Annotated in this window: 25 protein-coding genes; 10 read left to right on the plus strand and 15 right to left on the minus strand. The window is 71.2% G+C overall.

What is annotated here, in order from left to right; all coding sequences use genetic code 11:
- Nucleotides 1-4 precede the first annotated feature (4 nt).
- A complete protein-coding gene (locus tag ABZ342_RS28880) occupies nucleotides 5-709 on the minus strand; it encodes a flavodoxin family protein (RefSeq protein ID WP_155549565.1) in 705 nt (234 codons plus the stop codon).
- 14 nt (nucleotides 710-723) lie between these two features.
- Nucleotides 724-2655, minus strand: a complete 1932-nt coding sequence (locus ABZ342_RS28885; RefSeq protein WP_360479283.1) for a thiamine pyrophosphate-binding protein — start codon at nucleotides 2653-2655, stop codon at nucleotides 724-726.
- A 228-nt stretch (nucleotides 2656-2883) separates the two neighbouring features.
- Here ABZ342_RS28885 and ABZ342_RS28890 point away from each other — a divergent pair, with 228 nt between their 5' ends.
- The 3 genes from ABZ342_RS28890 (at nucleotide 2884) to ABZ342_RS28900 (ending at nucleotide 3935) form a co-directional block, all read left to right on the plus strand.
- A complete protein-coding gene (locus ABZ342_RS28890) occupies nucleotides 2884-3249 on the plus strand; it encodes a hypothetical protein (protein WP_360479286.1) in 366 nt (121 codons plus the stop codon).
- A complete protein-coding gene (locus ABZ342_RS28895; protein WP_360479289.1) occupies nucleotides 3246-3533 on the plus strand; it encodes a hypothetical protein in 288 nt (95 codons plus the stop codon). The genes ABZ342_RS28890 and ABZ342_RS28895 overlap by 4 nt, the downstream gene beginning before the upstream one ends.
- 99 nt (nucleotides 3534-3632) lie before the next feature.
- Nucleotides 3633-3935, plus strand: coding sequence for a hypothetical protein (locus ABZ342_RS28900; RefSeq protein ID WP_360479292.1), 303 nt, complete (start codon nucleotides 3633-3635; stop codon nucleotides 3933-3935).
- Nucleotides 3936-4037: 102 nt separating this feature from the next.
- On the opposite strand, the gene efeO is transcribed toward ABZ342_RS28900, so the two are convergent.
- Both efeO and efeU read right to left on the minus strand, forming a co-directional pair.
- Entirely contained in the window at nucleotides 4038-5156 is a 1119-nt protein-coding gene (efeO, locus tag ABZ342_RS28905; RefSeq protein WP_360479295.1) for an iron uptake system protein EfeO, read from the minus strand.
- Nucleotides 5153-5983, minus strand: coding sequence for an iron uptake transporter permease EfeU (gene efeU, locus ABZ342_RS28910; protein ID WP_360479298.1), 831 nt, complete (start codon nucleotides 5981-5983; stop codon nucleotides 5153-5155). Before efeU ends, efeO begins: the two co-directional genes overlap by 4 nt.
- Before the next feature lie 617 nt (nucleotides 5984-6600).
- Here efeU and ABZ342_RS28915 point away from each other — a divergent pair.
- The 3 genes from ABZ342_RS28915 (at nucleotide 6601) to ABZ342_RS28925 (ending at nucleotide 8748) form a co-directional block, all read left to right on the plus strand.
- On the plus strand, nucleotides 6601-6816 hold the full coding sequence (locus tag ABZ342_RS28915) for a hypothetical protein (RefSeq protein WP_360479301.1): 216 nt from the start codon (nucleotides 6601-6603) through the stop codon (nucleotides 6814-6816).
- A gap of 70 nt (nucleotides 6817-6886) precedes the next feature.
- The gene (locus ABZ342_RS28920; RefSeq protein WP_360479304.1) at nucleotides 6887-7516 is read left to right on the plus strand and encodes a DedA family protein; all 630 of its coding nucleotides are present in this window, start codon (nucleotides 6887-6889) and stop codon (nucleotides 7514-7516) included.
- 161 nt (nucleotides 7517-7677) lie between these two features.
- Nucleotides 7678-8748, plus strand: a complete 1071-nt coding sequence (locus tag ABZ342_RS28925; protein WP_360479418.1) for a phosphodiester glycosidase family protein — start codon at nucleotides 7678-7680, stop codon at nucleotides 8746-8748.
- On the opposite strand, the gene ABZ342_RS28930 is transcribed toward ABZ342_RS28925, so the two are convergent.
- Nucleotides 8699-9994, minus strand: coding sequence for a HAMP domain-containing sensor histidine kinase (locus ABZ342_RS28930; RefSeq protein ID WP_360479307.1), 1296 nt, complete (start codon nucleotides 9992-9994; stop codon nucleotides 8699-8701). The genes ABZ342_RS28925 and ABZ342_RS28930 overlap by 50 nt on opposite strands.
- Before the next feature lie 138 nt (nucleotides 9995-10132).
- Between ABZ342_RS28930 and ABZ342_RS28935 the strand changes: the two genes are divergently transcribed.
- The 3 genes from ABZ342_RS28935 (at nucleotide 10133) to ABZ342_RS28945 (ending at nucleotide 12276) form a co-directional block, all read left to right on the plus strand.
- A complete protein-coding gene (locus ABZ342_RS28935) occupies nucleotides 10133-10816 on the plus strand; it encodes a response regulator transcription factor (protein ID WP_360479310.1) in 684 nt (227 codons plus the stop codon).
- An 81-nt stretch (nucleotides 10817-10897) separates the two neighbouring features.
- The gene (locus ABZ342_RS28940) at nucleotides 10898-11341 is read left to right on the plus strand and encodes a DUF1707 domain-containing protein (RefSeq protein ID WP_360479313.1); all 444 of its coding nucleotides are present in this window, start codon (nucleotides 10898-10900) and stop codon (nucleotides 11339-11341) included.
- A 104-nt stretch (nucleotides 11342-11445) separates the two neighbouring features.
- Nucleotides 11446-12276 (plus strand): undecaprenyl-diphosphate phosphatase, encoded by an 831-nt coding sequence (locus ABZ342_RS28945; RefSeq protein ID WP_360479421.1) that lies wholly within the window; start codon nucleotides 11446-11448, stop codon nucleotides 12274-12276.
- Between the two features lie 174 nt (nucleotides 12277-12450).
- Here ABZ342_RS28945 and ABZ342_RS28950 read toward each other — a convergent pair whose 3' ends face one another.
- Genes ABZ342_RS28950 through ABZ342_RS28965 form a run of 4 tightly spaced genes read right to left on the minus strand, consistent with a single transcriptional unit; the run spans nucleotide 12451 to nucleotide 17235 of the window.
- A complete protein-coding gene (locus ABZ342_RS28950; protein ID WP_360479316.1) occupies nucleotides 12451-14439 on the minus strand; it encodes a glycosyltransferase family 4 protein in 1989 nt (662 codons plus the stop codon).
- The gene (locus ABZ342_RS28955) at nucleotides 14436-15101 is read right to left on the minus strand and encodes a DUF998 domain-containing protein (protein WP_360479319.1); all 666 of its coding nucleotides are present in this window, start codon (nucleotides 15099-15101) and stop codon (nucleotides 14436-14438) included. The genes ABZ342_RS28950 and ABZ342_RS28955 overlap by 4 nt, the downstream gene beginning before the upstream one ends.
- 56 nt (nucleotides 15102-15157) lie before the next feature.
- On the minus strand, nucleotides 15158-16543 hold the full coding sequence (locus tag ABZ342_RS28960) for a HAMP domain-containing sensor histidine kinase (RefSeq protein WP_360479323.1): 1386 nt from the start codon (nucleotides 16541-16543) through the stop codon (nucleotides 15158-15160).
- Nucleotides 16540-17235, minus strand: coding sequence for a response regulator transcription factor (locus tag ABZ342_RS28965; protein WP_360479326.1), 696 nt, complete (start codon nucleotides 17233-17235; stop codon nucleotides 16540-16542). The genes ABZ342_RS28960 and ABZ342_RS28965 overlap by 4 nt, the downstream gene beginning before the upstream one ends.
- A 160-nt stretch (nucleotides 17236-17395) precedes the next feature.
- Here ABZ342_RS28965 and ABZ342_RS28970 point away from each other — a divergent pair, with 160 nt between their 5' ends.
- Nucleotides 17396-17851, plus strand: coding sequence for a DUF1707 domain-containing protein (locus ABZ342_RS28970; protein WP_360479329.1), 456 nt, complete (start codon nucleotides 17396-17398; stop codon nucleotides 17849-17851).
- A gap of 52 nt (nucleotides 17852-17903) precedes the next feature.
- Here ABZ342_RS28970 and ABZ342_RS28975 read toward each other — a convergent pair whose 3' ends face one another.
- The 6 genes from ABZ342_RS28975 to ABZ342_RS29000 form a co-directional block, all read right to left on the minus strand.
- The gene (locus ABZ342_RS28975) at nucleotides 17904-19139 is read right to left on the minus strand and encodes a hypothetical protein (RefSeq protein ID WP_360479332.1); all 1236 of its coding nucleotides are present in this window, start codon (nucleotides 19137-19139) and stop codon (nucleotides 17904-17906) included.
- A gap of 128 nt (nucleotides 19140-19267) precedes the next feature.
- On the minus strand, nucleotides 19268-19444 hold the full coding sequence (locus ABZ342_RS28980; RefSeq protein ID WP_360479335.1) for a hypothetical protein: 177 nt from the start codon (nucleotides 19442-19444) through the stop codon (nucleotides 19268-19270).
- Between the two features lie 59 nt (nucleotides 19445-19503).
- Entirely contained in the window at nucleotides 19504-22128 is a 2625-nt protein-coding gene (locus ABZ342_RS28985; protein WP_360479338.1) for an FtsX-like permease family protein, read from the minus strand.
- Nucleotides 22125-22805, minus strand: coding sequence for an ATP-binding cassette domain-containing protein (locus tag ABZ342_RS28990; protein ID WP_360479341.1), 681 nt, complete (start codon nucleotides 22803-22805; stop codon nucleotides 22125-22127). The genes ABZ342_RS28985 and ABZ342_RS28990 overlap by 4 nt, the downstream gene beginning before the upstream one ends.
- Entirely contained in the window at nucleotides 22802-23491 is a 690-nt protein-coding gene (locus ABZ342_RS28995; protein ID WP_360479344.1) for an ABC transporter ATP-binding protein, read from the minus strand. Before ABZ342_RS28995 ends, ABZ342_RS28990 begins: the two co-directional genes overlap by 4 nt.
- Complete coding sequence (locus ABZ342_RS29000; RefSeq protein ID WP_360479347.1) at nucleotides 23491-24111, minus strand: hypothetical protein; 621 nt, start codon at nucleotides 24109-24111, stop codon at nucleotides 23491-23493. Before ABZ342_RS29000 ends, ABZ342_RS28995 begins: the two co-directional genes overlap by 1 nt.
- Between the last annotated feature and the right edge of the window lie 20 nt (nucleotides 24112-24131).

Raw genomic sequence — 24131 nt, forward strand, 5'->3', positions numbered from 1 at the left:
GAGCTCAGCGGTATTCGGGGTTGGCGAAGTCGAAGCGGCAGCCGGCGTCCCATTCGCTGCGCTGGTTGCCGTGCGCCGGGATGCCGCCCGCGTCCTTGAGCATGCGGGCCAGGTGGAGCAGGTTCCAGGTCATGAACGTGGTGTTGCGGTTGGTGAAGTCGTTCTCCGGTCCGCCGGAGCCGGGGTCCAGGTAGGACGGTCCGGGGCCGGCCTCGCCGATCCAGCCCGCGTCCGCCTGCGGCGGGACGGTGTAGCCGAGGTGCTGGAGGCTGTAGAGGACGTTCATGGCGCAGTGCTTGACGCCGTCTTCGTTGCCGGTGATCAGGCAGCCGCCGACCCGGCCGTAATAGGCGTATTGCCCGGCGTCGTTGAGCAGGTGCGAGCAGGCGTAGAGCCGCTCGATGACCTGCTTGGTGACGGAGCTGTTGTCGCCCAGCCAGATCGGGCCCGCGATGACGAGGATGTCGGCGGCCATGACCTTTTCGTAGATGCCCGGCCAGGCGTCGGTTTCCCAGCCGTGCTCGGTCATGTCGGGCCAGACGCCGATCGCGATGTCGTGGTCGATCGCCCGCAGCACCTCGACGGTGACGCCGTTCTTCTCCATGATGCCGCGGCTGACGTCGATCAGCCCTTCGGTGTTGCTGCGCTCGGGGGAGCGCTTGAGCGTGCAGTTGACGAACAGTGCGCGCAGGTCGCCGTAGGTCGGCATGGTTTTCCTTCCGGTCAGAGGAGTTCGGCGTCCTGCTCGACGCAGAGCAGGACGGGTCCGTCGGTGGCGAAGAGCGTTCTCATGGCGTCGTCGAGCTGGTCCCGGGAAGTGACGCGGATGCCGGTGGCACCGCACAAGCCGGCGTAGGCGGCCCAGTCGGGGTTGCGCAGCGAGGTCTGCCAGACCGGGTAGTCCCCGGCGAGCTGCTCCTTGCTGATCTTGCCGAGGGCGTTGTTGTTCAGCAGCACGTGCTTGACCGGGATGCCGTACTTGACGGCGGTGGTGAGCTCGGTGGCGTACTGCCCGAACCCGCCGTCGCCGGTGACCGCGACGATCGGCCGGCCGGGTGCGGCCGCCCACGCGCCGAGCGCCGCCGGGTAGCCGAACCCGATCGAGCCGAGGTAGCCCGACATCAGCACCGGCTGGCCCCGCGACTCGAGGTAGCGGCCGAGCGAGTAGGCGTGGTTGCCGACGTCGACGGTCACCACGGCGTCGGCGGGCAGGTGCCGGGACAGCGCGTCGAACACCGCCGCGGCGGCCACCCCGCGACCCCGGTCGTCCCGTACCCGGCGGGCCTTTTCGGCTCGCCAGATCTCCCACCGTGCCGCGACATCTCGGCGCTGGTCCTCGGCTTTCGTCTCGCCGAGCGCGGCGGTCAGCGCGGCGACCGTGAGCCGGGCGTCGCCGAGCAGGGACGTCGTCACCGCGTCGAACCGGCCGATCGCGGCGGGCTCGTCGTCGATCTGCAGGATCGGCTTGTAGGCGGCGATCCCGGTGTGGTTCGAGAACGACGCGCCGACGACGATCAGCAGGTCGGCCTCGTTCATCAGCCAGCTCGCGACCGGCGTGCCGCTGCGGCCGAGCACCCCGGCGCCGAGCGGGTGGGTGTCCGGGACCAGGCCTTTCGCCTTGAACGTCGTGAGAACGGGTGCCGTGAGCGTCTCGGCGAGCAGCCGGACCTCGGTTTCGGCGCCCCGCGCGCCGTGACCGGCGATCACGACCGGCCGGCGCGCGTCCCGGACCACCGCGGCGGCGGCTTCGACGGCGGAACCCTCCGGCCGGATCCGGCGGTCGGCCGTTCGTCCGTCCGGAGTGGACGCGGGCGCGTCGCTCGGCTGGACCTGGACTTCGTCGGGCAGCACGAGGTGGGCGACCCCGCGGTGGTCGAGGGCGTGCTTGACCGCGAGCGCCGCGAGCTCGGCGTGGTCGCTGCCACTGTGGACGGTCGTGGTCGACACGGCGACGTCCCGGAACACCGCGGACAGGTCGACGTCCTGGAACGCGCCGCGGCCGAGCACCTCGGACGGCACCTGCCCGGAGATCGCGAGTGCCGGCGCGCCGTCCAGCTTCGCGTCGTAGAGCCCGGTGAGCAGGTTCGTCGAGCCGGGGCCGGCGATCGCGAAGCACGCGGCCGGCCGGCCGGTCAGCTTGCCGTACGCGCTCGCGGCGAAGGCCGCGGCGCCCTCGTGCCGGATGCCGATGTAGGTCAGCTCGCCGCGGTCCTCCGCGCGGCGCAGCGCCTCGGCGAACCCCAGGTTGGAGTGCCCGACCATGCCGAACACGTGGGTCACGCCCCAGGCGACGAGCGTCTCGACCAGCACGTCCGCGACCGTGCGCACGGCCGTCGGCGGGGCCGGCAGCCGGACGAACACGCCGTCCTCGCGCTGCTCGACCGGGTAGGTCGCGACGCCGTCGGAAAATCCCTCCGGGGGCAGCCCGGAGATCGGGTCGTAGTCGTAGCCGTGCCACGGGCAGCGCAGCAGGCCTTTCTCGATGGAGCCTTCGCCGAGCGGGCCGCCCTGGTGCGGGCAGCGGTTCTCGAGCGCACCCAGCCGTGCGCCGCACCGGGACAGCGCGACGCTGCGTCCGTCGATCGTGACGCTGCGAACCCGGCCGTCATCCGGCACGTCCGCCGGGTCGACCCGGTGCCAGCCGTTCTCGGTCATGTGACGCCTTCCAGACTCGGGGGACACTGTGCGGTCGAAAGAGTGGTGACGGCAGACTCAGTGCCTCGACGGGGGCCAGGCGTTACACGAGGAGTTCGGCGATGTCCGAAGCTCTCGATGCCCAAGCCCACGTCCGAAGAGGACACGCACCTTGTGGTGCGCCCGTCGGCAACGCTTCGGCCTTCGCGAGCGATATAAGGGCACGCGTTGACGGCGGGAGGTGGTCCGATGAGCTTCTGGCCGGTGGGTGCCGCCGCGAGCTTCACGTTCGCGGGGACGGCCGTGGTGGTGGCGCCGGTCTCGGCGTGGGCGTTCAAGAAGGTCGGGCTGCCCCAGTGGCCGCGGAGTACGGCACTGGATCACGTCGTGTGGGAACGCGACCGGGTGCTCGCCCTGGCCAAGGGCACGGCGACCAGCGCGATCGGGTTCCTGAGCGCGGTGATCGTGGCGCTGCTCAAGCACGAGATCAACGACCGCGTGCCGGGCTTGGCGGTGCTGTGCTGCCTGCTCGGCGCGGTCGGCCTGCTGGTGTTCGCCGCGAGGATGAGCGTGAGCGTCCGGCTGACCGCCGCCACGGAGACGGATCCGCGATGACGACCGACCAGATCATCTACCTCGTGCTCGGGGGTGCCGGTCTCGGCGTGCTGATGGGGGCGCTGACGCGGGTGGGTGCTGGTGGCGGGCCGCAGTCCCGGCACGCGGCGGATCCTGGCCCCGATTTGCCTCAGCCGCCGCCTACGGTGCCTGAGCCGCCTCTGACCAGTGAGGAACACGAGGCCGAGGTTGAGGAACAACGCCTGCGGCAACAGCACGCTTTGGCGGTGGAGAGGCAGAACCGGCTCCGCGAAATCGCCCGGCGGCGCCCGAAACCGGAGTGAGGCGGGCCTGGCTCTCTTCTCGGCCGCACGTAACCGTGCGGTAAGGATCATCACGCGGGAACCGTGTGAGACTGAGGTGATCCCGACGAGGAGGTCACCATGGCCAGCAGTCACCCGCGCCAACCGTCGATCGGCGGCCACGTTGGTAACCGATCGGCGAAAGCGGGAATCTCGGTCGTCTCCGCCCTCATCGTCGCGGCCGGCGCGAAGGGCGCTTTCGAGATCAGCAACAGCACCATGATGATGAACATCGCTTCTGTCGGCGCGTGGGTGATGTTGTGCCTCGGCCTGGCCTACGCGGGCGTCCGGATCCGCCCCGCCGTCGGCGGTGCGCTGCTCGTGGGCGTAGGAATGGGCGTGCTTCTCGTGGTGATCTTCGGCGGCATGCAGATGCTCGGTTGACGCGACGGCGAGGTTTCCCGGTCGAACTCAGCCGGGAACGTCGGTTTGGACACCTTTGAACAGGGTTGCGTGATTCCTCTGGCAGTCGTTGGCGCCACAGCACTACTGGGCCACGACCTCCGCGACCTTGCTCAGCGGCTCGGACAACGCGTCGACCGCGGCGGCGAACTCCTTGATCTGATCCTTCGACAAGTCGGTGTAGAGCTTGAACGTGTCCCCGGTGCGCTGGGCGTCGAGAAGCTTCTGGACGTCGGCGAACCGGCTGTCGATCGCGGTCACCAGTGCGCGGTCGCGCTGGGTCAGTACCGGGCGCAGGGACTGGATGGCCGCCTTCGAACCATCCACATTGGCCTGGAAGTCGGTGAGGTCGGTGTGGGAGAAGGCTTCCTCCTCGCCGGTGATCTTTCCGGTCGCGACCTCGTCGAGCAGGCTTTTGGCGCCGTTGGCCAGGTCGAGCGCGCTCAGCTGCAGCGCCGCCGCCTTCTGGCCGAGTGTCGTGACGTCGGTCACGAGCTGGTCGGCGATCGCCCCCGAGTCCGGCTGCAGTCCGGTCACCCACAGGTCCTTCTCCAGCCGGTGGAACCCGGTGAACTTCCGGCCGGCTTCCCGGTCGGCCTCGCGGACGTCGATGGCCGGGTCGAGGTCGCCGAACTTGGCCGCGACCGGCTCGATCCGCTCGTAGTAGATGCGCGTCCGGGCGTACTGGGCCTTGGCGCCGGCGACGTCGCCGGCCTTGATCGTCGCGGCGAACTTCTTCGTCTCGTCGGCGAACGCGGTGGTCTGGCTGGCGACGTAGCGGGCGTAGCCGCGGGCGACGTCGGCCAGTTCGGCGTTCGCGTCGGTGCCCTTGGCCGCGCCGCCGGTCACGGTGAACGTCCCGCGGATGCCGGTGCCGGCCATGCCCGGCTTGCACGCGGTCTGGTACGTGCCGTCGCCGGCGACTTCCACGATCAGCCGCCGGTTCAGGCCGGGTGCGATGTTCTCGACCTCGCCCATGATCCGGTCGCCCTCGCCGTAGAGGTAGAACTCGGTGACCTTGCTGCCTTGGTTCGCGATCTGGAACGTGATGTTCCCCGCCGGTGCGGTGGTCGCCGACACCCGGCACGCGGTGTCCGTGGCGGTCACCGTGATCGGGCCGCCGGGAGCGGCGGCCGGTGGCTGGGCGTCGCACGCCGCGACGAGAGCGAGCGCGGTCAGCGCGATTCCGGTCCGCTTGATCATCGGTTCACTCCGGTGGTGGACTTGGCCCGCGCGGGACGCAGGAACAGTGGCAGCACGATCGCGACGTAGGCCACCCAGGCGATTCCCTGCAGCAGGGTCGTCTGCTGTGAGTAGTTGAAGATGCCCTTGAGCACCGTGCCGTACCACGAGGTTTCGGGCAGCACGCCGGACGCGTCGAAGGCCAAAGTGGACAGTCCGGGCAGGAAGCCGCCCTCCTGCAGGTCGTGCAGGCCGTAGCCGAGGACGCCGGCGGCGACGAACACCAGGAGCACCCCGGTGATCTTGAAGAACTTGCCCAGGTCGAAGCGCAACGCGCCGCGGTAGAGCAGCCAGGTCAGCGCGACCGCGATCAGGATGCCGATGGCGAAACCGAGCAGGGGCAGGGCGGTTTCGCCCTGGGCGGTTTGCACCGACGCGTAGAAGAAGACCGACGTCTCGAGCCCTTCGCGGCCGACCGAAAGGAACGACACCAGGACGATGGCCAGTGGGCCGAGCTTCAGCGCGGTCTCCATCTTCCCGTGAAGCTCCGCGGAGATGTGCCGGGCGGCGGTACGCATCCAGAAGATCATCGCGGTGACGAACGCCACGGCCACAATGGACAGTGTCCCGCCGACCAGTTCCTGGTGCGCGAAGGTCAGGTGCGCGGTGGTGTAGGTGAGGATCGCGCCCACGGCGACCGAGAGCAGCACGGCCGCGGCCACGCCGGGCCACACCCAGCGCAGCGCCGATCGCCGGTCGGTCTTGACGAGGAAGGCCACGAGGATGCTCACGACGAGCGCGGCCTCGAGCCCCTCCCGCAATCCGATCAGCAGGCTGGAGAACAACAACGCGCGACTCCCTGGCGGTCCGGTGACGAGGTGAACCCCGTCAGCATTAGGTAAGGCTCACCTCCAAATCCAGGCGAGAGGGGAGAGTTAGTGAAACTTTAGGAACAGACAAAACGGGCTCCCGGTGGGACGTGCCTGGTCGCGGCGTCGAAGGTGTCCGGCCGGGCAAGCATCTTCCAGCGCCGGGCAAGCGTGCGGTTAATGCCGCTGCGACGGCCCGATCGGCCGGCGCACCCTGGGGCCATGAGGAGATCGAGTGGGGTATCGCGGCGCATGCGGCTGCTCAAGCCGGTCTTCCTCGGATCCGCGCGGGCGTCCGAGCGGTTCGAAGCGCTGCTCGTCCTCGCGCTGGGCGTGCTCGTCGTCGCCTCCGTTGCGGTCATCTCCGCGCACGGCGTCGCCGACTACGAACGGCTGACGGCCGAGGCGGCGGCGAATGCCCGGTCGCGGACCCTGGTGGTCGCGACCCTGCGGCCGGACATTCCGGCGCCGCCCGGCTCGGAGTCCGCCGGTGGGGAAACGGCGACGATCACCGCCACCTGGACCGCGCCGGACGGTCGAGTCCGGCAGGGTCTCGTCCGGGTGGGCGCGGGCCGGCGCCGCCGCAGCACGTCCAGGTGTGGGTCGACCGAGCGGGCAGGCAGGTGGCTCCGCCGCTCGGCGGCGCCGAAGTGGTCGCGACGGCGATCCTCGGCGGAGTCGTCTGGGAATCCCTGGTGCTCGTCGTGGTCGGTGGTGTCCACCTGCTGCTCCGCCGCGAGGTGGACCGGCGCCGGGCCCGGTTGTGGGATCGCGAGTGGCTGCGTTGGTGCGGCAATGCCACAACGTCGTGAGCGGGGCGGGTGGCGGTCAAAAACGACATCGGTGTAGAACTACTACATAGTTGTCGAAGAGAGGTGACCGATGAACCCCTTGAGCGCTACGGCGTGGCTGTCCAGCCTGGGCACGGCGGGCGTCTTCCTCGTCCTGTTCGCGGAGACCGGCTTGCTGATCGGGTTCTTCCTGCCCGGCGACTCCCTGCTCTTCACCGCCGGCCTGTTCTGCACCACCAGTGCCACCGCCACGGTCCACCTTTCGCTGCCCGCCGTGCTGATCGCGTCGGTCGCCGGGGCGCTCCTGGGCGCCCAGACCGGATTCTTCCTCGGTCGTCGTGGCGGCCGCGCGCTGCTCGCCAAGTCGCGGAACGAGCACCTGCACCGCGGAATGACCCGGGCCGAAGAGCTCTTCAGCCGCTACGGCCACGCCAAAGCCATCGTCCTCGCGCGGTTCGTCCCGGTCGTGCGGACCGTGCTGAACCCGCTCGCGGGGATCCTCGAGGTGCCCGCGCGGACGTTCACGCTCTGGCAGGTCGTGGGCGGTCTCCTGTGGTCGGTCGGTGTCACGATCGCGGGGTACCTGCTGGGTTCCAGCATTCCCGGAATCGACCAGTACCTCTTGCCGATCATCGCGCTCGTCGTCATCGTCTCGCTCATTCCCCTCGCGCTGGAACTGCTCCGCGGCCGCAAGCGCGGCGAATCCCGCGATCGCGCTTAGCTGTTCGCTAGCAATTCGCTGGACTGACCCGAACCACGGTCTCGTTACCGTGAAATATGGTCGATGCAGCCACTCCCGCCGGAAAGCCGCCTTCTCCGCCGCGGCCGGTCAAGCGTCGCCGAAGGCGTTTGCGGCGCGTGCTTTGCGTCTTTCTGGTGCTGATGATCTACCCGGCCGTCACCTACGTCCAGGCGCTCACCGCGCCCGGTGCGGCCACGTTCACCGCGCGTACCGCGGACTGGGCCCGGCAGATGGGGGCCGGGCCGGTCGTCAACGCACTGGAGAATTGGTACTACACCAGGCATCCGCCGCGGAACAGCGCGCCCGACGCGAACGCCGTGCCGGTGGTCCCGGGCACCCGGGCCGGGGACACGACGAACGCTCCGGCCCCGCTGCCCACCCTGCCCGGTGTGCTGGCGGGTGAGGGGGCCTGGCTCGCCGGCGCCCGGATGGCCGGTGGTCAGCCTGCCGACTACACGACGTTCCTCCGTCCGGATCCCGACCACACCAGCGTGGTGGCGGCGGTGGTGGCGTTCGAACGGAAGTGGACCGGCCTGCACCTGATCGCCGGGACCAAGGAACCCGGCGGCCACTGGCCCGAGGGCGCCCAGGTTCCCGACGCCCTGCGTTCGTCGTTGCTGGCCACCTTCAACTCCGGCTTCAAGTTCCGCGACACCCCAGGCGGCTTCTACGCCGACGGTCAGACCGGGATTCCGCTCAAGAACGGAATGGCGTCGCTGGTCATCGACAAGTCCGGCGTCGCGAACGTCGCGTTGTGGGGCCGGGACGCCCAGCTGACCCCGGACACCGCGGCGGTGCGCCAGAACCTGGAGCTGATCGTCGACGGCGGCCGGCCCGTGCCCGGGCTGTCCGGCAACCCGGCCGGGCAGTGGGGCAGCGCGAAGAACCAGTTCCAGTTCACCTGGCGCTCCGGGCTCGGCGTCGACGCGCAGGGCAAGCTGCTCTACGTCGCGGGCGACCAGCTGACCCTGACCGCGCTCGCGAACGCGCTGTCGACAGCCGGCGCGGTGCGCGGCATGGAGCTGGACATCCACGGCGGAATGGTCTCAGCCAGCCTGTTCCGGCCGGACCTCGCCGGCTCGGCCCCGACGACGCTGACGCCGGACATGCCCACCGCGGCGGACCGCTACCTGTCGGCCGACCAGCGGGACTTCTTCGCGGTCACGGCCCGGAGCGGTGCGTTGCGGGGGCCGTCGGCAGCAGCAAGGTGAACGTCGTGGGCGCGGGGCTCGCCAACTGCAGGCGTCCTCCTTCGGCCTCGGCCAGGTCCCGGGCCAAGGCGAGGCCGATGCCCGAACCGCCCGCGCCACTGTGGCCGCGCGTGAACACGTGCGGCGCGTCGGTGACGTCGTGGCCTTCGTCGGCGACGTCGATCGCGAAGGCGTCGCCGGTGTCCCGGGTCCGGATGGTCACCGTCCCCCGGCCGTGGATCACGGCGTTGTCGAGCAGGACCCCGAGGATCTGGCGGACGGCGGCTTCGGCGGCTTTCGGCTGTCCCGTCGCCTGACGGTCGATCCGGAGGCGGCGGCCCTGGCCGGCGAGCAGGCCGAGCCAGCCGGCCACGACGTCGCGCAGCAGGCCGTCGGGCTGGATCACCCCGCGGTCCGTCGGTGGCTGGTTGGCCAGGCTCACCAGGTCGTCGATCGTCGTTTCCAGCCGGTCCATGGTGGTGAGGGCGGCTTCCACCGCGGCCGGCAGATCCTGCCCGGGGGGATCGAGGGCGGATTCGAGCTGCAGGCGCAGGCCGGCCAACGGGGTGCGCAGCTGGTGCGAAGCGTCCGCGGCCAGCGCGCGCTGGCGGTCGAGGGCGTCGCCGATCCGGACCGCGGCCTGATCCAGCGCTTGGGCGAGCTGGTCGATCTCGCCGATGCCGCTCACGGGGGCCCGTACGGTGAAGTCGCCACCGCCGAGCCGCGCGGCGGCGGTGGACAGCTGTTCGAGGGGGCCGGCGACGCGGGCGGCGAGCCGCGCGGCCAGCAGCCAGGTGAAGGCGAGCGCCGCGATCGCCAGTCCGGCCATCGCCAGCCACGAGACCGCGACCTTCTGGTACCACTCGGTCTGCGGGGTCGACGCGCGCACGATGCCCTGCAGCTGTGAGTCGTGCAGGATCGGCACCGCGACGACGAGGTCCGAGCCGACGTCTCCGGTCGCGACTTCGCCGCCACGAGCCTGGTCGACGATCGCATCGCCGGTCGCCGGGCCGTTTCCGGTCAGCAGCACGCCGCCGGACGTGTACAGCCCGGTCGTGCCGTCTTCCGATCCCGGGAACTGCGGCAGGCTGGTGTGCATGAGCACGTCGTCGGCGACCGACAGCGCGGCCGCGTCGGCGGCACGCTCCAGTTCCGTGCGCTCGTCCTGGGCGAAGTAGCTGGCGACGCCGACCGCCAGCGGTGCCCCGAAAAGGGTGGTGGCCAGCAGAGCGGCCGCGACGGCGAGCAGAATGATGCGTCTGCGCATGGCGACAGTCTGCCCGCGGCGAGGCGATTTTCGCCAAAGCGCGGAAAATAAGGTTAGCGCGAGGTTAGCGTTGTGCTCGATCGGGGTTAACCGTCCGGTTCTCATGGTTCTTTAACCGATATTCGCTAGCATTTCCCCATGGCGGCAGTTCTCCTGGTCGAAGACGATGAAACCATCGGAAGCCTGCTCGAATCCACCCTCCGCATGCACGACTACGACGTGATGTGGTCCCGTACGGGTGGCGAGGCACTGCGCCGGATGCAGCTCGACGAGTACGACGTCATCCTCCTCGACCTGGGATTGCCGGACCTGGACGGCATCGAGGTCTGCCGCCGCGCGCGGACCATCACCCCCACCGCGCTGATCATCATGACCACGGCACGGACGCAGGAGATGGACGTCGTCGTGGGGCTGGAAGTCGGCGCGGACGACTACCTGACGAAACCGCTCCGGCTGCGCGAACTGCTGGCCCGGTTGCACGCGCACCTCCGCCGCGGCACTTCGTCGAACGTGCTCCCCTTGCGGGTGGGCGACATGGTCGTCCAGGTGGCCGCCCGCCGGGTCATGCTGGCCGGGGACGAGCTCGCGTTGCGGCCGAAGGAGTTCGATCTGTTGCAGCGCTTGGCGCAGGAGCCCGGCGCGGCCATCAGCCGGGACACGCTCATGGCCGACGTGTGGGACACCCACTGGCGAGGTTCGACGAAGACACTGGACGTCCACATCGTGACGCTGCGCCGGAAACTCGCGGAGGCCGCCGGGAACGCGCCCACCATCACCACCGTGCGCGGGTACGGCTATCGGCTCGAGGTGCCGGCGTCGTGAGCCGTTCTTGCCCGGCGTTAACCCGGTCCTGGCCGGTGGTGAACGCGAAACCCGATAGCTTGACGCGGAAAGCAGGGAACCATGATCGATCCGGGGCAGACGATGACCGAGCCGAGCGGGATCCGGTGCTCGGACGCCGAACGGGAGCGGACCCGGCAGCAGCTGGCCGAAGCCGCGGGCGAAGGCAGGCTCACGGTCGACGAAGTAGAAGAACGCCTGACTCGGGTCGCCGCGGCCCGCTACCGGGACGAGCTCGCCGAGGCCACCGCGGACCTGCCCCCGCAGGCGGCTTCGGCGCGCTCGTCCGCGGGCTGGTCACCGGTCCTGGCGTCGGCCAGGAATCAGCTCGGGGCGGACCTCGCCGCGCTGTTCGGGCGCGGCGCGGAGGTCGTGAGCGGGCGGCGCCGGCTGGTCGTCCTGCTCGCGGTGCTGGCGGTGGCCCTGCTGTTCGCCGCGGCGGTCGTCGCCGCGTTCCACGGCTTCGGAGAAGACGGCTTCGAGCACCACGGAGCCGACCGGGGCTGAGCACGACCACGAGGGATCCAGCTCGATCTCGGCAGGCACCCGGGGTTCCCCCTCGACCCCTTCCGGGTGCCTGCCATCTCCCTGTGAAGGAACCTTTCTTGAGTGTGATCGACCTCGGCCAGTCCGTGCTCCTCGGCATCGTGGAGGGCCTGACCGAATTCCTGCCCGTGTCGTCCACCGGGCACCTGAAGATCACCGAGGGACTGCTCGGCATCCCCGTCGACGACCAGTCCGTCGTCGGCTTCACCGCGGTGATCCAGGTCGGCGCCATCGCGGCGGTGCTCGTCTACTTCTTCCGCGACATCGTGCGGATCGTCGGGGCCTGGGGCCGGGGCATCGTGAACGCCGAGGCCAGGCAGGAGTTCGACTACAAGTTCGCCTGGTGGGTCATCCTCGCGCCGCTGCCGATCGTGGCCGCCGGCCTGCTGTTCCAGTCGCTGGTCAAGGGGCCGCTGGCTTCGCTGTGGGTGGTGGCGGCTTCGCTGATCGTCGGCAGCGCGATCATGTGGGCCGCCGACCGCTTCGGCTCCGGCAAGCGCGCCGAGGCCGACAGCACGCTGACCGACGCGATGCTGGTGGGCTCGTCGCAGATCCTGGCGCTGCTGTTCCCGGGCTTCTCGCGTTCCGGCGCGACGATCTCGACCGGCTTGCTGCGCGGCCTGGACCGGGTCGCGGCGACGCGGCTGTCGTTCTTCCTGTCGATCCCGGCGCTGACCGGAGCCGGGCTGTACGAGCTGAAGGACGCCTTGGGTGGCGGCCTCGACGTGGTGCCGCTGCTGGTCGGGACGGTCGTGTCGTTCGTCGTGGCGTACGGGGCGATCGCATGGCTGCTGAAGTTCGTCGCGGGCCACACCTTCACGGCTTTCGTCGTGTACCGGGTCATCGCCGGTGTCGCCCTGCTCGGCTTGCTGGGCACCGGGGTGCTGAACGCGTGAACGACGGCCGGTCCGGGCCGGTGGTGCCCAGTCCGGCTTCGTGCGAGCTTGGCTCTACCTCAAGAAAATGCGGAACCATGACGTGCGCGATTTCCGCCACCGCCGCTGCCGCGGACGGTAAGCGCCCGACCGATCGGAGTCGGCCGGGCGCTTACCCGGGACCGGGGGAATCGGCTACGCCGCCTGACCAACGGTGGACGACGCAGGAATACCCAGCAGGATCCGGTACTGCGCCTCGAAAGTCGCCAGCGCGTCGTCGATGTCGTGCCGGGCGACGATGGCCCGGGAAGCTTCGCCCATCCGGGCGCGTGCCTCGGAGTCGGCGGCCAGCTCGGCGATCCAGCGGGAGATCGTGGTGATCGCGCCCGGCTCGAACAAGTAGCCGTTTTCGCCGTGGTGGACCAGGTGGGGCAGGGCGAGCGCGTCGGCGGCGATGACCGGGAGGCCCGCGGCCATGGCCTCCATGGTCGCGAGGCTCTGCAGCTCGGCCGTGCCGGGCATGCAGAACACGTCGGCCTCGGCGTAGCGGTGCACGAGCTCGGCGTCGGAAACGAAGCCGTGGAAGGTCACGCGGTCGGCGATGTCCAGGTCCGCGGCGAGGGTTTCGAGTTCCTGGCGACGCGTGCCGTCGCCGACGAGGTCCGCGCGGACGTGGGGCAGCGGAGCGAGCGCGCGCAGCAGCTGGTCGATGTTCTTCTCCGCGTCGAGGCGCCCGACGAACAAGACCGACATCGGCCGGTCGCCCGAGCGGGCCGGCGCGGCGTAGTGGGCGAGGTCGATGCCGCAGGACACGACCTGGGCCGGCCGGTCGAGGCCGATTCCGGCGAGGACTTCGGCTGCCCGGGGTGTCGGCGTCGTGATGATGCGCGCGTCGCGGTAGACGCGCACGAGGTCCTTCCAGGCCCAGCGGGCGATCGCGTCCTTCACCCGGCGGGGGAACGGGGTGTAGCCGAGGAGGTTGTCCGGCATGAAGTGGTTGGTCGCCATGCCCGGAACGTCGCGGTCGGCCGCCACTTCGAGCAACGCACGCCCGACGCCGAAGTGCGCTTGGACGTGGACGACGTCCGGGCGGACCTGGTCCACGATCTCGCCGACGGCGGCGCGGATGCCACCGGGGGTGCAGAACCGGTAGTCGCGGTGGAACGGGATCGCGCGGGAACGGACGCGGTGGATCGTGTAGCCGTCGCGCTGCTCGTCGCGGGCGGGGCCGTCGTCGGACGGGCAGACGACGTGGACGTCGTGGCCGCGGGCGGCGAGCCCGCGGGCCAGGCGCTCGGCGAAGAACGCCGCGCCGTTGATGTTGGGCGGGAACGTGTCGGCGCCGATCAGGACGCGAAGGCCGGTCGGGTGCTCGGGCACGGGTTTCTCCTCGATCTTCGGATGGGCTTGCGGGACGGCGCCGGCGAGCACGCGCACACCGGCGAGAGCGACGACCGCGGCGATCGCCGCCGCGGGCTGGGGGACCTCGCCGTAGGCCAAGGCGGCGACGGCGACAGCGGTCAGGGGGTCGAGCACGGTCGTAGTGCCGACGACGACGGCGGTGGGCCCGGCGGCGTACGCGCGGTGCAGGACCACGCCGCCGGCGCCGAGCAGCAGCAGAGCCTGCCCGCCGAGCAGCACCGCGGTGGTCAGGGGCTGGGACGCGGCGGCGTGCACGACCGACGAGCCGAGTCCGAAGAGGACAGCCGACACGGCGGCCAGCGCGGCGCACCCGGCCCGGGCGAACCACGCGAGCGCCGCGATCACGAACCCGGTGACAGCCACGGTTTCGGCCGTCCCCGCGCTGATCGCCACGGCGGGGGCAGCCGAGGCGGCGAGGGCCACGAACCCGGCCACGCCCGCCACCACGAGCACGACGGCGGTCACCACCCGGCGGTCGCGGGCACGCCGTCCGAACACGACGGTCAAGACCAGGCTGAACACGCCGAGCGGCTGGACCACCGGAAGCGGAGCCAGCGCCAGCGCGACGACGTGGAGCAGGCTGCCCCCGGTCGCCAGGCCGGTCCCCGCCCACCAGCCGGGAGAACGCAGCAGCCGGGCGAGGGTGCGCAGCCCGGGCGTGCCCCCGGCGGCCAGGTCGGTGACCTCGGCGTGCTGCCGGATCGCGGCCACCGCGAACAACACGGCAGCGACCAGGGCACAGACGATGGCGAGGGCGATCATCGAACGGCCTCCGGCGTCGCGACCGAGGGGTGCCGCGGACCACGGGCCGCGCGCCGCAGGGCGATCGCCATCGTGGCGACGATCAGGAACTCGGCCAGCAGCGCGGCGCGTTCGAGCAACCCGGCCGGGAGCCAGCTGACCAGCTGCGCCGCGCCGAACGCGGCCGCGGTCACGACGCCGGCGATCGCGCCACGACGGAGCGCCGGTGCCGCGGGGTGCCAGCGGGGCTCGGCGCGCAACCGGGCGCTCAACGTCCAGGCCGCGAGCGGCAGGCTGGCGAACAGCACGGCCCCGCCGGCGCGGTGGATCTCGCCCGAGACGGTGGGGTCGGCGGCGCTGAGGCTGCTCCGGAAGAACAGGACCACCAGAAGCCCGGCCGCCCAGAGCAGGAAGAGGGTGCTCACCAGTGGGCCATGGGGCAGGGCGGCCAGCTGTGCCGCGACCGCGAGCGCGGCCGCGCAGGCGAGCAGCAGCAGGATGGCGACGGTGAAGAGCAGCCGGCCGCCGCGGTGCCAGGCGTAGTCGCTGACCGGGTCACGCCAGGGGCTGACGTTGCCGGCCAGCCCGAAGGTCAGCCCGGCGATGATCGCCTGCGCGACCGCGGCCATGACCAGCGTCAGCGTCGCCAGTGGCGTGGGCGAAAGCGCGATCCGTGGGGTCACCCCTCAGACGTTGTCGCCCGTCCATGAGAGTTCGATGAAGATCGCGCTGAGTTTCCTTAAGAAGCGGCCAGCGGGAAGACGAGGTCGAACCGGGCGCCGCTGTCGGCGCGCGAGGCCGAGGCCCGCCCGCCGTGCTGGGTGACGACCTGTTCGACGATGGCCAGCCCCAGCCCGGATCCCGGGAGCGCACGGGCGGCGTCGGCCCGGTAGAACCGCTCGAACACGTGCGGCAGATCCGCCTCGGGGATACCGGGGCCTTCGTCGTCGACGCGGACGCGGACGGTCTCACCCTCGATCGACATGGTCACCCGCACCCGCCCGCCGGCGGGGGACCACTTCGCGGCGTTGTCGAGCACGTTCAACACCGCTCGCTCGAGGGCGGCCGGGCGCGCGAGCACGTCGGCATCGGTCAGCTCGGCGTCGAAGGTGATGTTCGGCCATCGCGACCGGGTGCGTTCGACGGCCGCGGTGACGACGTCGGCCAGCGCGAGGCGCTCCTCGGCCTCGCTCGGCCGTTCCCCGGTGGACAGGTCGACCAGCTCGCCGATCAGGGCCGTCAGCTCGACGGCCTGGGTGTCGAGGTCGGCCAGCAACCGGGACCGGTCTTCGGCCGAAAGCTGCCGCTGCGGGTTCGCGTCGGCGTGGATCAGCAGCTCGATGTTGGTGCGCAGGCTCGTCAACGGTGTCCGCAGCTCGTGGCCGGCGTCCTCGACCAGCCGCTGCTGCTCGTCGCGGGAGCGGCTCAGCGCGGAGAGCATCGCGTTGAACGACGTGGCCAGCCGCCCGATCTCCCCGGACGCGGTGACGTCGATCGCGGCCGAGAGTTCCTGCGTGCGAGCCACGTTCTCGGCGGCCGCGGAGAGGTCGTCGACCGGCTGGAGCGCCGAGCGGGCGATCGCCCGGCCGACCACCGTGGCGCCGAGCACCCCGGCGGCGGACACCACGAGCAGCCAGAAGCCCAGCCGGCCCAAGCTGTCCTCGACGTCTTCGGAGTCCTCGGCGACCTGGACCGTCCCCCCGTCGGAGCGCGAGACCGTCCACATGCGGAATCGGTCGCCTTCGCCGCGGTGGACGTTGGCTGCCCGGCTGTTCGAGAACGGCGCTTCCGGCGGCGGTGGCGGGAGCTCCGGGATCGCGCCCGCGGTTCCGGTGACGGCGCCGGCGGCCGAGCGGAACTGGACGGTCAGGCCGCTGTTGGTCCGGTCGGGCCCGGGCTTCGTGATGGTGGAGCGCAGGGTCGAGAGTGCTTCTTCCGGCGAGGATGCTTTCGCGGCGAGCTGGGCGTAGGACTGCAGCCGGGCGTCGAACTGGTCGTAGAGGTCGGCCCGGGTGATGCCCCAGGAGATCGCCGAGACCGTCATGACGGCGAGCGCGACCGCGGTGGCGACGAGGACGCCGAGCCGGGCCCGCAGGGACAGTTTCTTCCAGCGAGGCCGTTTCACAGCGGCTCCTCGCGCAGGACATACCCGACGCCGCGCACGGTGTGCAGCAGCCGCGGGTGGCCATCGGCTTCCAGCTTGCGGCGCAGGTAGCTGACGTAGACGTCGAGCCCGTTGGACGCGGCCCCGAAGTCGTAGCCCCACACGTGCTCGAACATCACGGACCGGGTGAGCACGATCCGGGGGTGGCGCAGGAACGTCTCCAGCATCGCGAATTCGGTGCGGGTCAGGTGCAGGGCGCGGTCGCCGCGGAACACCTCCCGCGTTGCCGGGTCGAGCGCCACGTCCGCGAAGCGCAGCGCGGCGGGGGCGGGCGGCGCGGCCGGCACGGTGTACTCGGTCCGTCGCAGCAGCGCCCGGACCCGCGCCAGCAGCTCCTGCAGCGCGAACGGCTTCACCAGGTAGTCGTCGGCGCCCGCGTCGAGACCGGCCACGCGGTCGCTCACGGCGGTCCGCGCGGTCAGCATCAGCACCGGCACGGTGTTGCCTTCGGCCCGCAGCACCCGGCAGACCTCGAGGCCGCCGAGCACCGGCATGGTGACGTCGAGCAGTACGCCGTCGGGGTTCTCGTCGCGGATCAGGGTGAGCCCGGCCGCGCCGTCACCCGCGATCGAGACCGTGTAGCCCTCGAACCGCAGGGTGCGCGACAGCGAGTCCTGCACGGCCGTCTCGTCGTCGACGATCACCAAGTGCACCCGGCGTCCCTTCGTCCCGCTGCTGATGACACACGGTGACTCTAGTCGAGGCTTTCGCGCGGGCGCCGAACTCTCATTGAAGATTAACGTTCGCGGGCGTCCCGTTCCGATTTCCGCGGTTAGCCTCGGATGAAGTGATTTCGGACCGGAAGAGGAAATGATGAGCGAGAACGCGCCGGGCACCACGGTGCCCGAGGGGATCCGCTGCTCGGATGCGGAACGTGAGCAGGTCCGGGCCGCCCTCTACGCCGCGGCGGGCGAAGGCCGGCTGACGATGGACGAAGTCGAAGAGCGCCTCGGCCGCCTGGAGACGATCCGCTACCGGCACGAACTGGCGTCGGTGACCGCCGATCTGCCCGCATCGGAGGGCGCTGCCCCCGAGGGATGGCGCCAGATCCTGGCCGCCGCTCGCGCCGCGCTCGCCGCCGACGTCGCCGTGCTGCGCGGTCGGGCGGCCGAACCCGCATCCGGCCGTCGCCGGCTGCTGATCATCGTCACCGTCCTCATCGGACTCCTGATCGCCGCGGCGATCGTCGTGGGCGCGGTCCACGGTTTCGGCGCGGATGGGTTCGACGGGCACGAAATGGGCGCGATCGAGCACGGTCACAGCGGCTGACCGCGTCCCGGGTGCTACCCGGTGAGGTCACCCGGAACGCGGTGGGCACCGATCAGCCGAGTGCGGCAAGCAGTGCCCCGAGGGCGTCCCTTTCCCCGGCCGGGTCCGGGCTGGTCGCCCGGAGCTCGCGCAGGACCTTGTCGATCTTTCCGTCGACCCGCGTCCACTCGGTCCGGTTCTTGGGCTTCAACCGGGCTTCCGCGTTGTCCCACTGGATTTCGAGGTCGTCGACGCGGCTGGTCGCGGCAGCTTGGTTCCCGGCGTCGAGCAGGTCCAAGGTGTCCTGCGTGATGCCGCGGAAGGTCGACACGTCCCCGAGCGGCGAAGTGTGGGCCGGCGCCGGTCGGGCGGGCTCGCCGGGAGCGGGTGGCATCGCGGCCGGGACCGAGGTGTCGTCCTGCAGCGCCGCCGTGCGGAGGGTGTACCCCACACCGCCGGCGACGAGGATCACGGCGAGGAACACGACTGTCTGCCACAGCCCGCCCCGTGCCGGCTCCTCGGCCCGCGCGACCGCTCCGCCGGAGGTGACGTCCGACTTCGTCACCGACAGGTACACAACCGTGGCGACGATCGCCGCGACGAAGATCAGGCTCGTCACGGTCGCGCCCAGGCCGAGCCCGCCCTGGTCCGACGGCTGGGAGAGGTAGTCGCCCAGCGACGCGCCGAGCGGCCGGGTCAGGACGTAGATGAACCAGAAAGCGAGTACCGGGTGCAGCCCGGCCCGCCAGGCGGCGGCGGTCACGGCGATCAGCGCGACGACGATGGCGCCGGTGACGAGGTAGCCCAGGCCGAGCACCTCGGCCATGAGGTCGCCGGTCGCGGTGCCGAGGGCGAAGGTGAACAGGATCGCCAGCCAGTAGAACATCTCCCGGCGGCGGGTCACGATCGAGTGGATGGACAGCGTCTTCTCCGACGCGTACCAGACCACGAACGTGACGGCGAGGAGAACGCCGAACAGGATGGTGCTGGCTTCGAGCGGGAACCCGGCGTTGTCGGTGAGGTTGTCGGTGACCAGCGTGCCGAACACGCTCACGATCGCCACGGTCAGCCAATAGAGCCCGGCGACGTAGCGGGTGGCGCGGAACTGGAAGACCAGCGCGACGGCCAGGAGCACGCCGGTGATCACCGAAACCCCGGACAACCCCAGGCCGAGGTCGACGTTGAGGAAGTCCGCGGCGGTCTCGCCGACGGTCGTGCACAACACCTTGATGAGCCAGAAGTACAGGGTGACTTCCGGAACTTTGTTGAGCAGGGTACGCCGGGATCCCTGGACCTGAGTCGAAGTCATGAGCTCGCAATCTGTCGCTTCACGGGAAGCAGAACGGTCGGACTCGGCGGACCGTAACGAGAACCCTGTTCACGCCCGGCCAATGCGACGTGAGCATCTGGCAAAACCGGGGGACTCGGTCGGGTGAATCACCTCGTGTGTTTTCCGGCCGCGACCAGTTGCTGCGCGACCGCCCGGACCGCGGCGATCACCACGGCCCGGCCCTGACCGAGCTCACCCCACCGGACGACGGCGGCCCCGGCGGCGGCGAGCAGGACCAGCACCGCGACGAGGGCGGGCCCGAAGGTGATCGCTCCGTTGTTCATGCTGCCGATTCTGCACTGGTTCCCAGTGGACGCCGGCTCACTGCGTCCTCAGTAGACAGTCACAGCTCGCGGAGTTCCTCCACAGCGGGGCGAGTGGACGCGCGGGCGCCGGCCAGCGCCGCGACCACCAGCGCGACCGCGACCGCCGCGACCGTGACGGCCAGGTAGGTCCACGGCACCGCGATCGTGTCCGGCGGCGGGTCGAAGACCCCGGTCAGGACCTTCACGAGCATGCGCGAAAGCCCCCACGCGATGAGGCCGCCGCCGATCAGGCCGCCGGCGATCACGACGAGGCCTTCACCGAGCACCAGACCGCGCAGCTGCCGTCGCCGGGCTCCGAGCACGGCCATGATCGCCAGGCTGCGCCGGCGTTCGGCCAGCCCGACCGCCAGCACGATGCCCCCGGCGCCGGCGGCGATCAGCACGGCGAACGTCAGTTCCAGGCGGGTGAGCCCGTGCAGGTTGACCGACGTCAGGCTGGAGCCGACGTGCGCGCGCGTCTCGGTGATGTCCGTGACGGTCGCGGCCGTGCCCAGCTGAGCTCGCAGCTTGCCGGCCACGTCGGGCTGGTTGCTGCCCCCGGTGTCGACGAGGAACGCGCCGACCGCGCCGGACCCGGTGGCCTGCGCGAGGTAGGCGGCGTTGGCGACGAAGAAGCTGTCCTTGGGCGCCGTCGGGAACTCCTTGACGATGCCGCTGTAGTGGAAGGGCACGGTCCGCAGCGCCTTGGTCCGGGAGTCCTGGACGCGGAGGTTGATCAAGTCGCCCGGGCTGAGCTGGAAGTCCTTGACGGTCTCGGCGCTGACGAGAATGGCGTCGGGCCGGTGGGCGAGCGTGGCCATCAGTTCGGCCGCGGTGCCGCCTTGGAAGTAGGCGTCCCGCAGGGCGGTGACCTGCCGGATGCTGTCCGGCCGGATGCCGTAGAGATCCTGGAGGTCGGCGCCGACGTAGGCGAACCGGTGCTGGACCGGTTCGACGTGCCGGACGCCGGCCACGTTCTGCAGCTGTGTTCCCGCCGCGGGCGTGACCTCGGCGGCGGGCGGTTCGGTGACGGTGACGTCGGCGCCGTTGGTGAGCTGGGCGTCGGCTTCGGCTTGCTGCTCGTAGGTGCTGTCGAACACCGCCGTCGAGGCCGCGAACGACAACGCGAGAGCGAGCAGCACGATCGCGCGGGCCACCGGACGGCTTTGCCGGGCGAGCGCGGCCGCGCCGGGCCGGGCCAATCGGCCGGACAGCGGACGCAGCATGCTGCGCAGGGGCACTCGGCCGTGCTTGAGCCCGAGCGTGGTGAGCCGCCACAGCACCGCCGCGGCCCCGAGCCACAGCAAGGCCGGGCCGAGGAACGCCCAGTAGGACACCGAGATCGCCGGCACGCCTTCCGGTGCCAGCACGAGGGAGTAGCCGTTGCCGCTCGACGCCCAGAACACGACGAGAGCGGCGACGAGGAGCAGGACGTCGAGCCCGGCCTTGGACCACCACGGGGAGCGTCGCGTGCCGATCACCTGCCGCGTCTGGGTCACCGTGCGCCCACGCAGTCCGGTGATGGCCGGCACCAGCACGGTGACGGTCGTGATCACCAGCCCGGAGGCGACCGCGATCCCGTACCACCACGCGGTCGCGCTCCGGCCTTCCGGCGCGGGCCCGAACGCCAGGCGTCCGGTCACCGCGGCGATGACCAGCCCGGCCCCACCGCCCAGCGCCGCGACGAACGCGGCTTCGGTGACCGCGATCCCGGCCACGGCTCTCGAGGTGTGCCCGCGGGTCCGCAGCAGCGCTTGTTCGGCCCGTCGCCGGTCGCTGCCGGCTTCGACGAGCGCGCTGGTGAGGAGGGCGGCGAGAACGACCCCGGGGAGACCGAGGAACAGGAACAGCAGCTGCGCGTAGGCGGCGTCGCCGCGGGCGGCGTCGAGGGCGGCACCGACGTTGTTGCCGACCAGGGCGGCCCCGGAGACCTGGGCTTCGAAGTTGTGCGCGGCGGCGATCTCGGTTTCGTAGGCGGTCGCGGGATCCTGCGAGGCGGGCGCGTCGCGGGCGACGTGGAACTGGGTGACGACGTTCCCCGTGATCACGTCGGCGAAGACGGACTCGGGGAGCAGGAGCACGTTGTCCGGCGGGGCGGAGGGTTGCGTTTGCGGTGGTGCGCCGACCTTCTGGAAGAGCGTGTCGGCCTGCGGCAGGTCGACGACCCCGGCGATGGTGACCGGCTTGGCGGAGCCGCCGACGACCACCCGGTCGCCCGGGTGGACGTGGAGGTTCGACGCCGTCTGCTGCGCGATGAGGACCCCGTCCGGGGAGCCGCTGAGCTGCCGGATCTGCTCCGGGAACGCCGCCGCGTAGCCGGGCGGCAGGCCGAGGACGACCCCGGGTCCGGTGGTCTGGGTGGTGCCGCCGGTGGTGGCGAGCAGGGCGCTGGTGCGGGTGACGTGGACCGTGCGGACCGCGCCCGTCCCGGGGAGGCCCTGCAGGGCGTTCTGCACGATGTCGGGATCGCCGCCGGGCTGGACCTCGACCTGCCAGGCCACGGCCACCGACCGCAGCGCGCGGGCGGTCATCGTGGCCTGCGACGCGGCGAGGAACGAACCGAGCGCGGCGACCAGCGCGACGGCGAGCGCGATCCCGCCGGCCGTCGCGAAGAGCCGTCCCGACCGCCGTCGCAGCAACCCGCCCAGCCAAAGGAGGATCATGACGGCACCGCCGGGGTCGCGGTGGTGTGCAGCCGGCCTTCGTGCATCGTCCACCGGGTCGCCAGGCGCTCGATGACGGCGTTGTCGTGCGTGGTCACCACGAGCGCGGCGTCGAGGTGGCCGGTCGCGGCCAGCAGCGCGTCCATCAGCCGTTGCCCCGCGCCGTGGTCGAGCTGTCCGGTCGGCTCGTCGGCGAGCAGCAGGCGCGGTCGCTGGGCCAGGACCCGCGCCACGGCGACCCGCTGGGCCTGGCCGCCGGAGATCTCCTCCGGCAGCTTGGCGGCGAGGTCCTCGACGCCGACGACGGCCAGGGCCTCGGCCACGCGTTCGCTGCGCGCGGGCTCCTCGACCCCGGCGATGACCAGTGGCAGCTCGGCGTTTTCGCCGACGTCCAGTGCCGGGATCAGGCTCGGGCTCTGGAACACGACCCCGATGTCCCGGGCGCGCTTCTCGTCGTCGCCGAGACCGGGCCAGCGGACGCTGCCGCGGGTCGGGATCTCCAGCCCGGCCAGCAGGTGCAGCAGGGTCGACTTGCCGGAGCCGGACGGCCCGGCGATGGCGATCCGGTCTCCACTGTGGACACCGCAGCTGGTCCCGTGGACGGCGACGACGGCGGACGGGCCGGTGCCGAACGTGCGAGCCACGTCGTCGCAGACGACCAGTGGTCCGGCGCTCATGCGGCCACCACCCCGTCCTCGATGGTCAGCACCCGGTCGGCGATCGCGACGACTTCGGTGCTGTGGGTCACGATCAGCAGCCCGGTGCCCTGATCGGCGTGGGTGCGGAGCAACTCGAGGATCTCCTGTTCGGTGTGGCCGTCGAGCTCACCGGTCGGCTCGTCGGCGAGCAGGACGGCCGGTTCGTTGGCCAGCGCGACGGCGAGGCCCGCCCGGGCGAGCTCTCCTCCGGACAACTGCGGGGGAGTCGCCTTGGCGCGGTGTGCGAGACCGACCTGGTCGAGCAGTTCCGTGATCGACGGCCGAAATCTGCCGTACCGCAGTGCCCGGCGCGCCAGGTCGATGTTGCCGCGCACGTCGAGGTGCGGGACGAGGTTGCGGGACTGCAGGAGCACCCCGATCCGGTGCGCGCGGATCTTCGCGCGGACTGCTTCCGGCCGGTGGCTGATCCGTTCGCCGACGACTTCGACGCTGCCGCCCGCCGGCTCGTCCAACCCGGCCAGGCACGCGAGCAGCGTCGACTTCCCCGAGCCGGACGGGCCGACGACCGCGACGATCTCGCCGCGGGCGACCGTCAGCGACACGCCGCGCAGGGCGAGGGTCTCGTCGTCGCCGGTGCGGAAGAAGCGGTAGAGGTCACGTGCCCGCAGCGCGGGAGTCGACCAGTCGAGGACACCGGTGGACATCACGAAAAGCGCAGGGAGTCGGTGACGGTCCGCCAAGGATCGACGTTGTCGGCGTTGGTGGGCCCGGAGAGCGTCAGGTCGACCCGGAGCCCGGCCCGGAAGAAGCTGTAGCGCTCGAACGCGTCGCGCACGACCTTCCCGGTCACGGCGTTCGGCGCGGAGTCGCCCTGGTAGGTCAGCAGCACCACCGGGCCGGCGGTGCGGGCGATCGTCGACACCTGTCCCATCGCGAAGTTCGGCGTTTTCCCTTGCACCGCCGGCACGTCAGTCGTGGTGACCGACTCCGCGGTCGGTGCTCCGCCGGTGTGCGACGACGTCACCTGGACCTGGTTGAGCTTGTCGGTGAAGGTCGTCGTCGAGCCCGCGGCCGAGGAGGCCCAGCCCTCCGGGATCTTGACGGTGAAGCCGCCACCGGCCGGGGTGAAGGGCACGTAGGCCTGGTTGTCGGGGATGTCGCCGGCGGGATTGGTTTCCGTCTCCGCGGGGCTGCTCGCCGGCGCGCCGCCCGAGGGCTGGGCCGACGAGCTCGGTCCCGGCGCCGAAGTGCCGCTGCTGCAGGCGGCGAGCACCGAGAACAAGACCGCCGTGGAAGCGATGCGGGCCGGGGTGGCTGTGGACATGGATTCTCCCTGCGCTGCCG

The organism is Amycolatopsis sp. NPDC005961 (assembly GCF_040629235.1).
GTDB lineage: Bacteria > Actinomycetota > Actinomycetes > Mycobacteriales > Pseudonocardiaceae > Amycolatopsis > Amycolatopsis camponoti.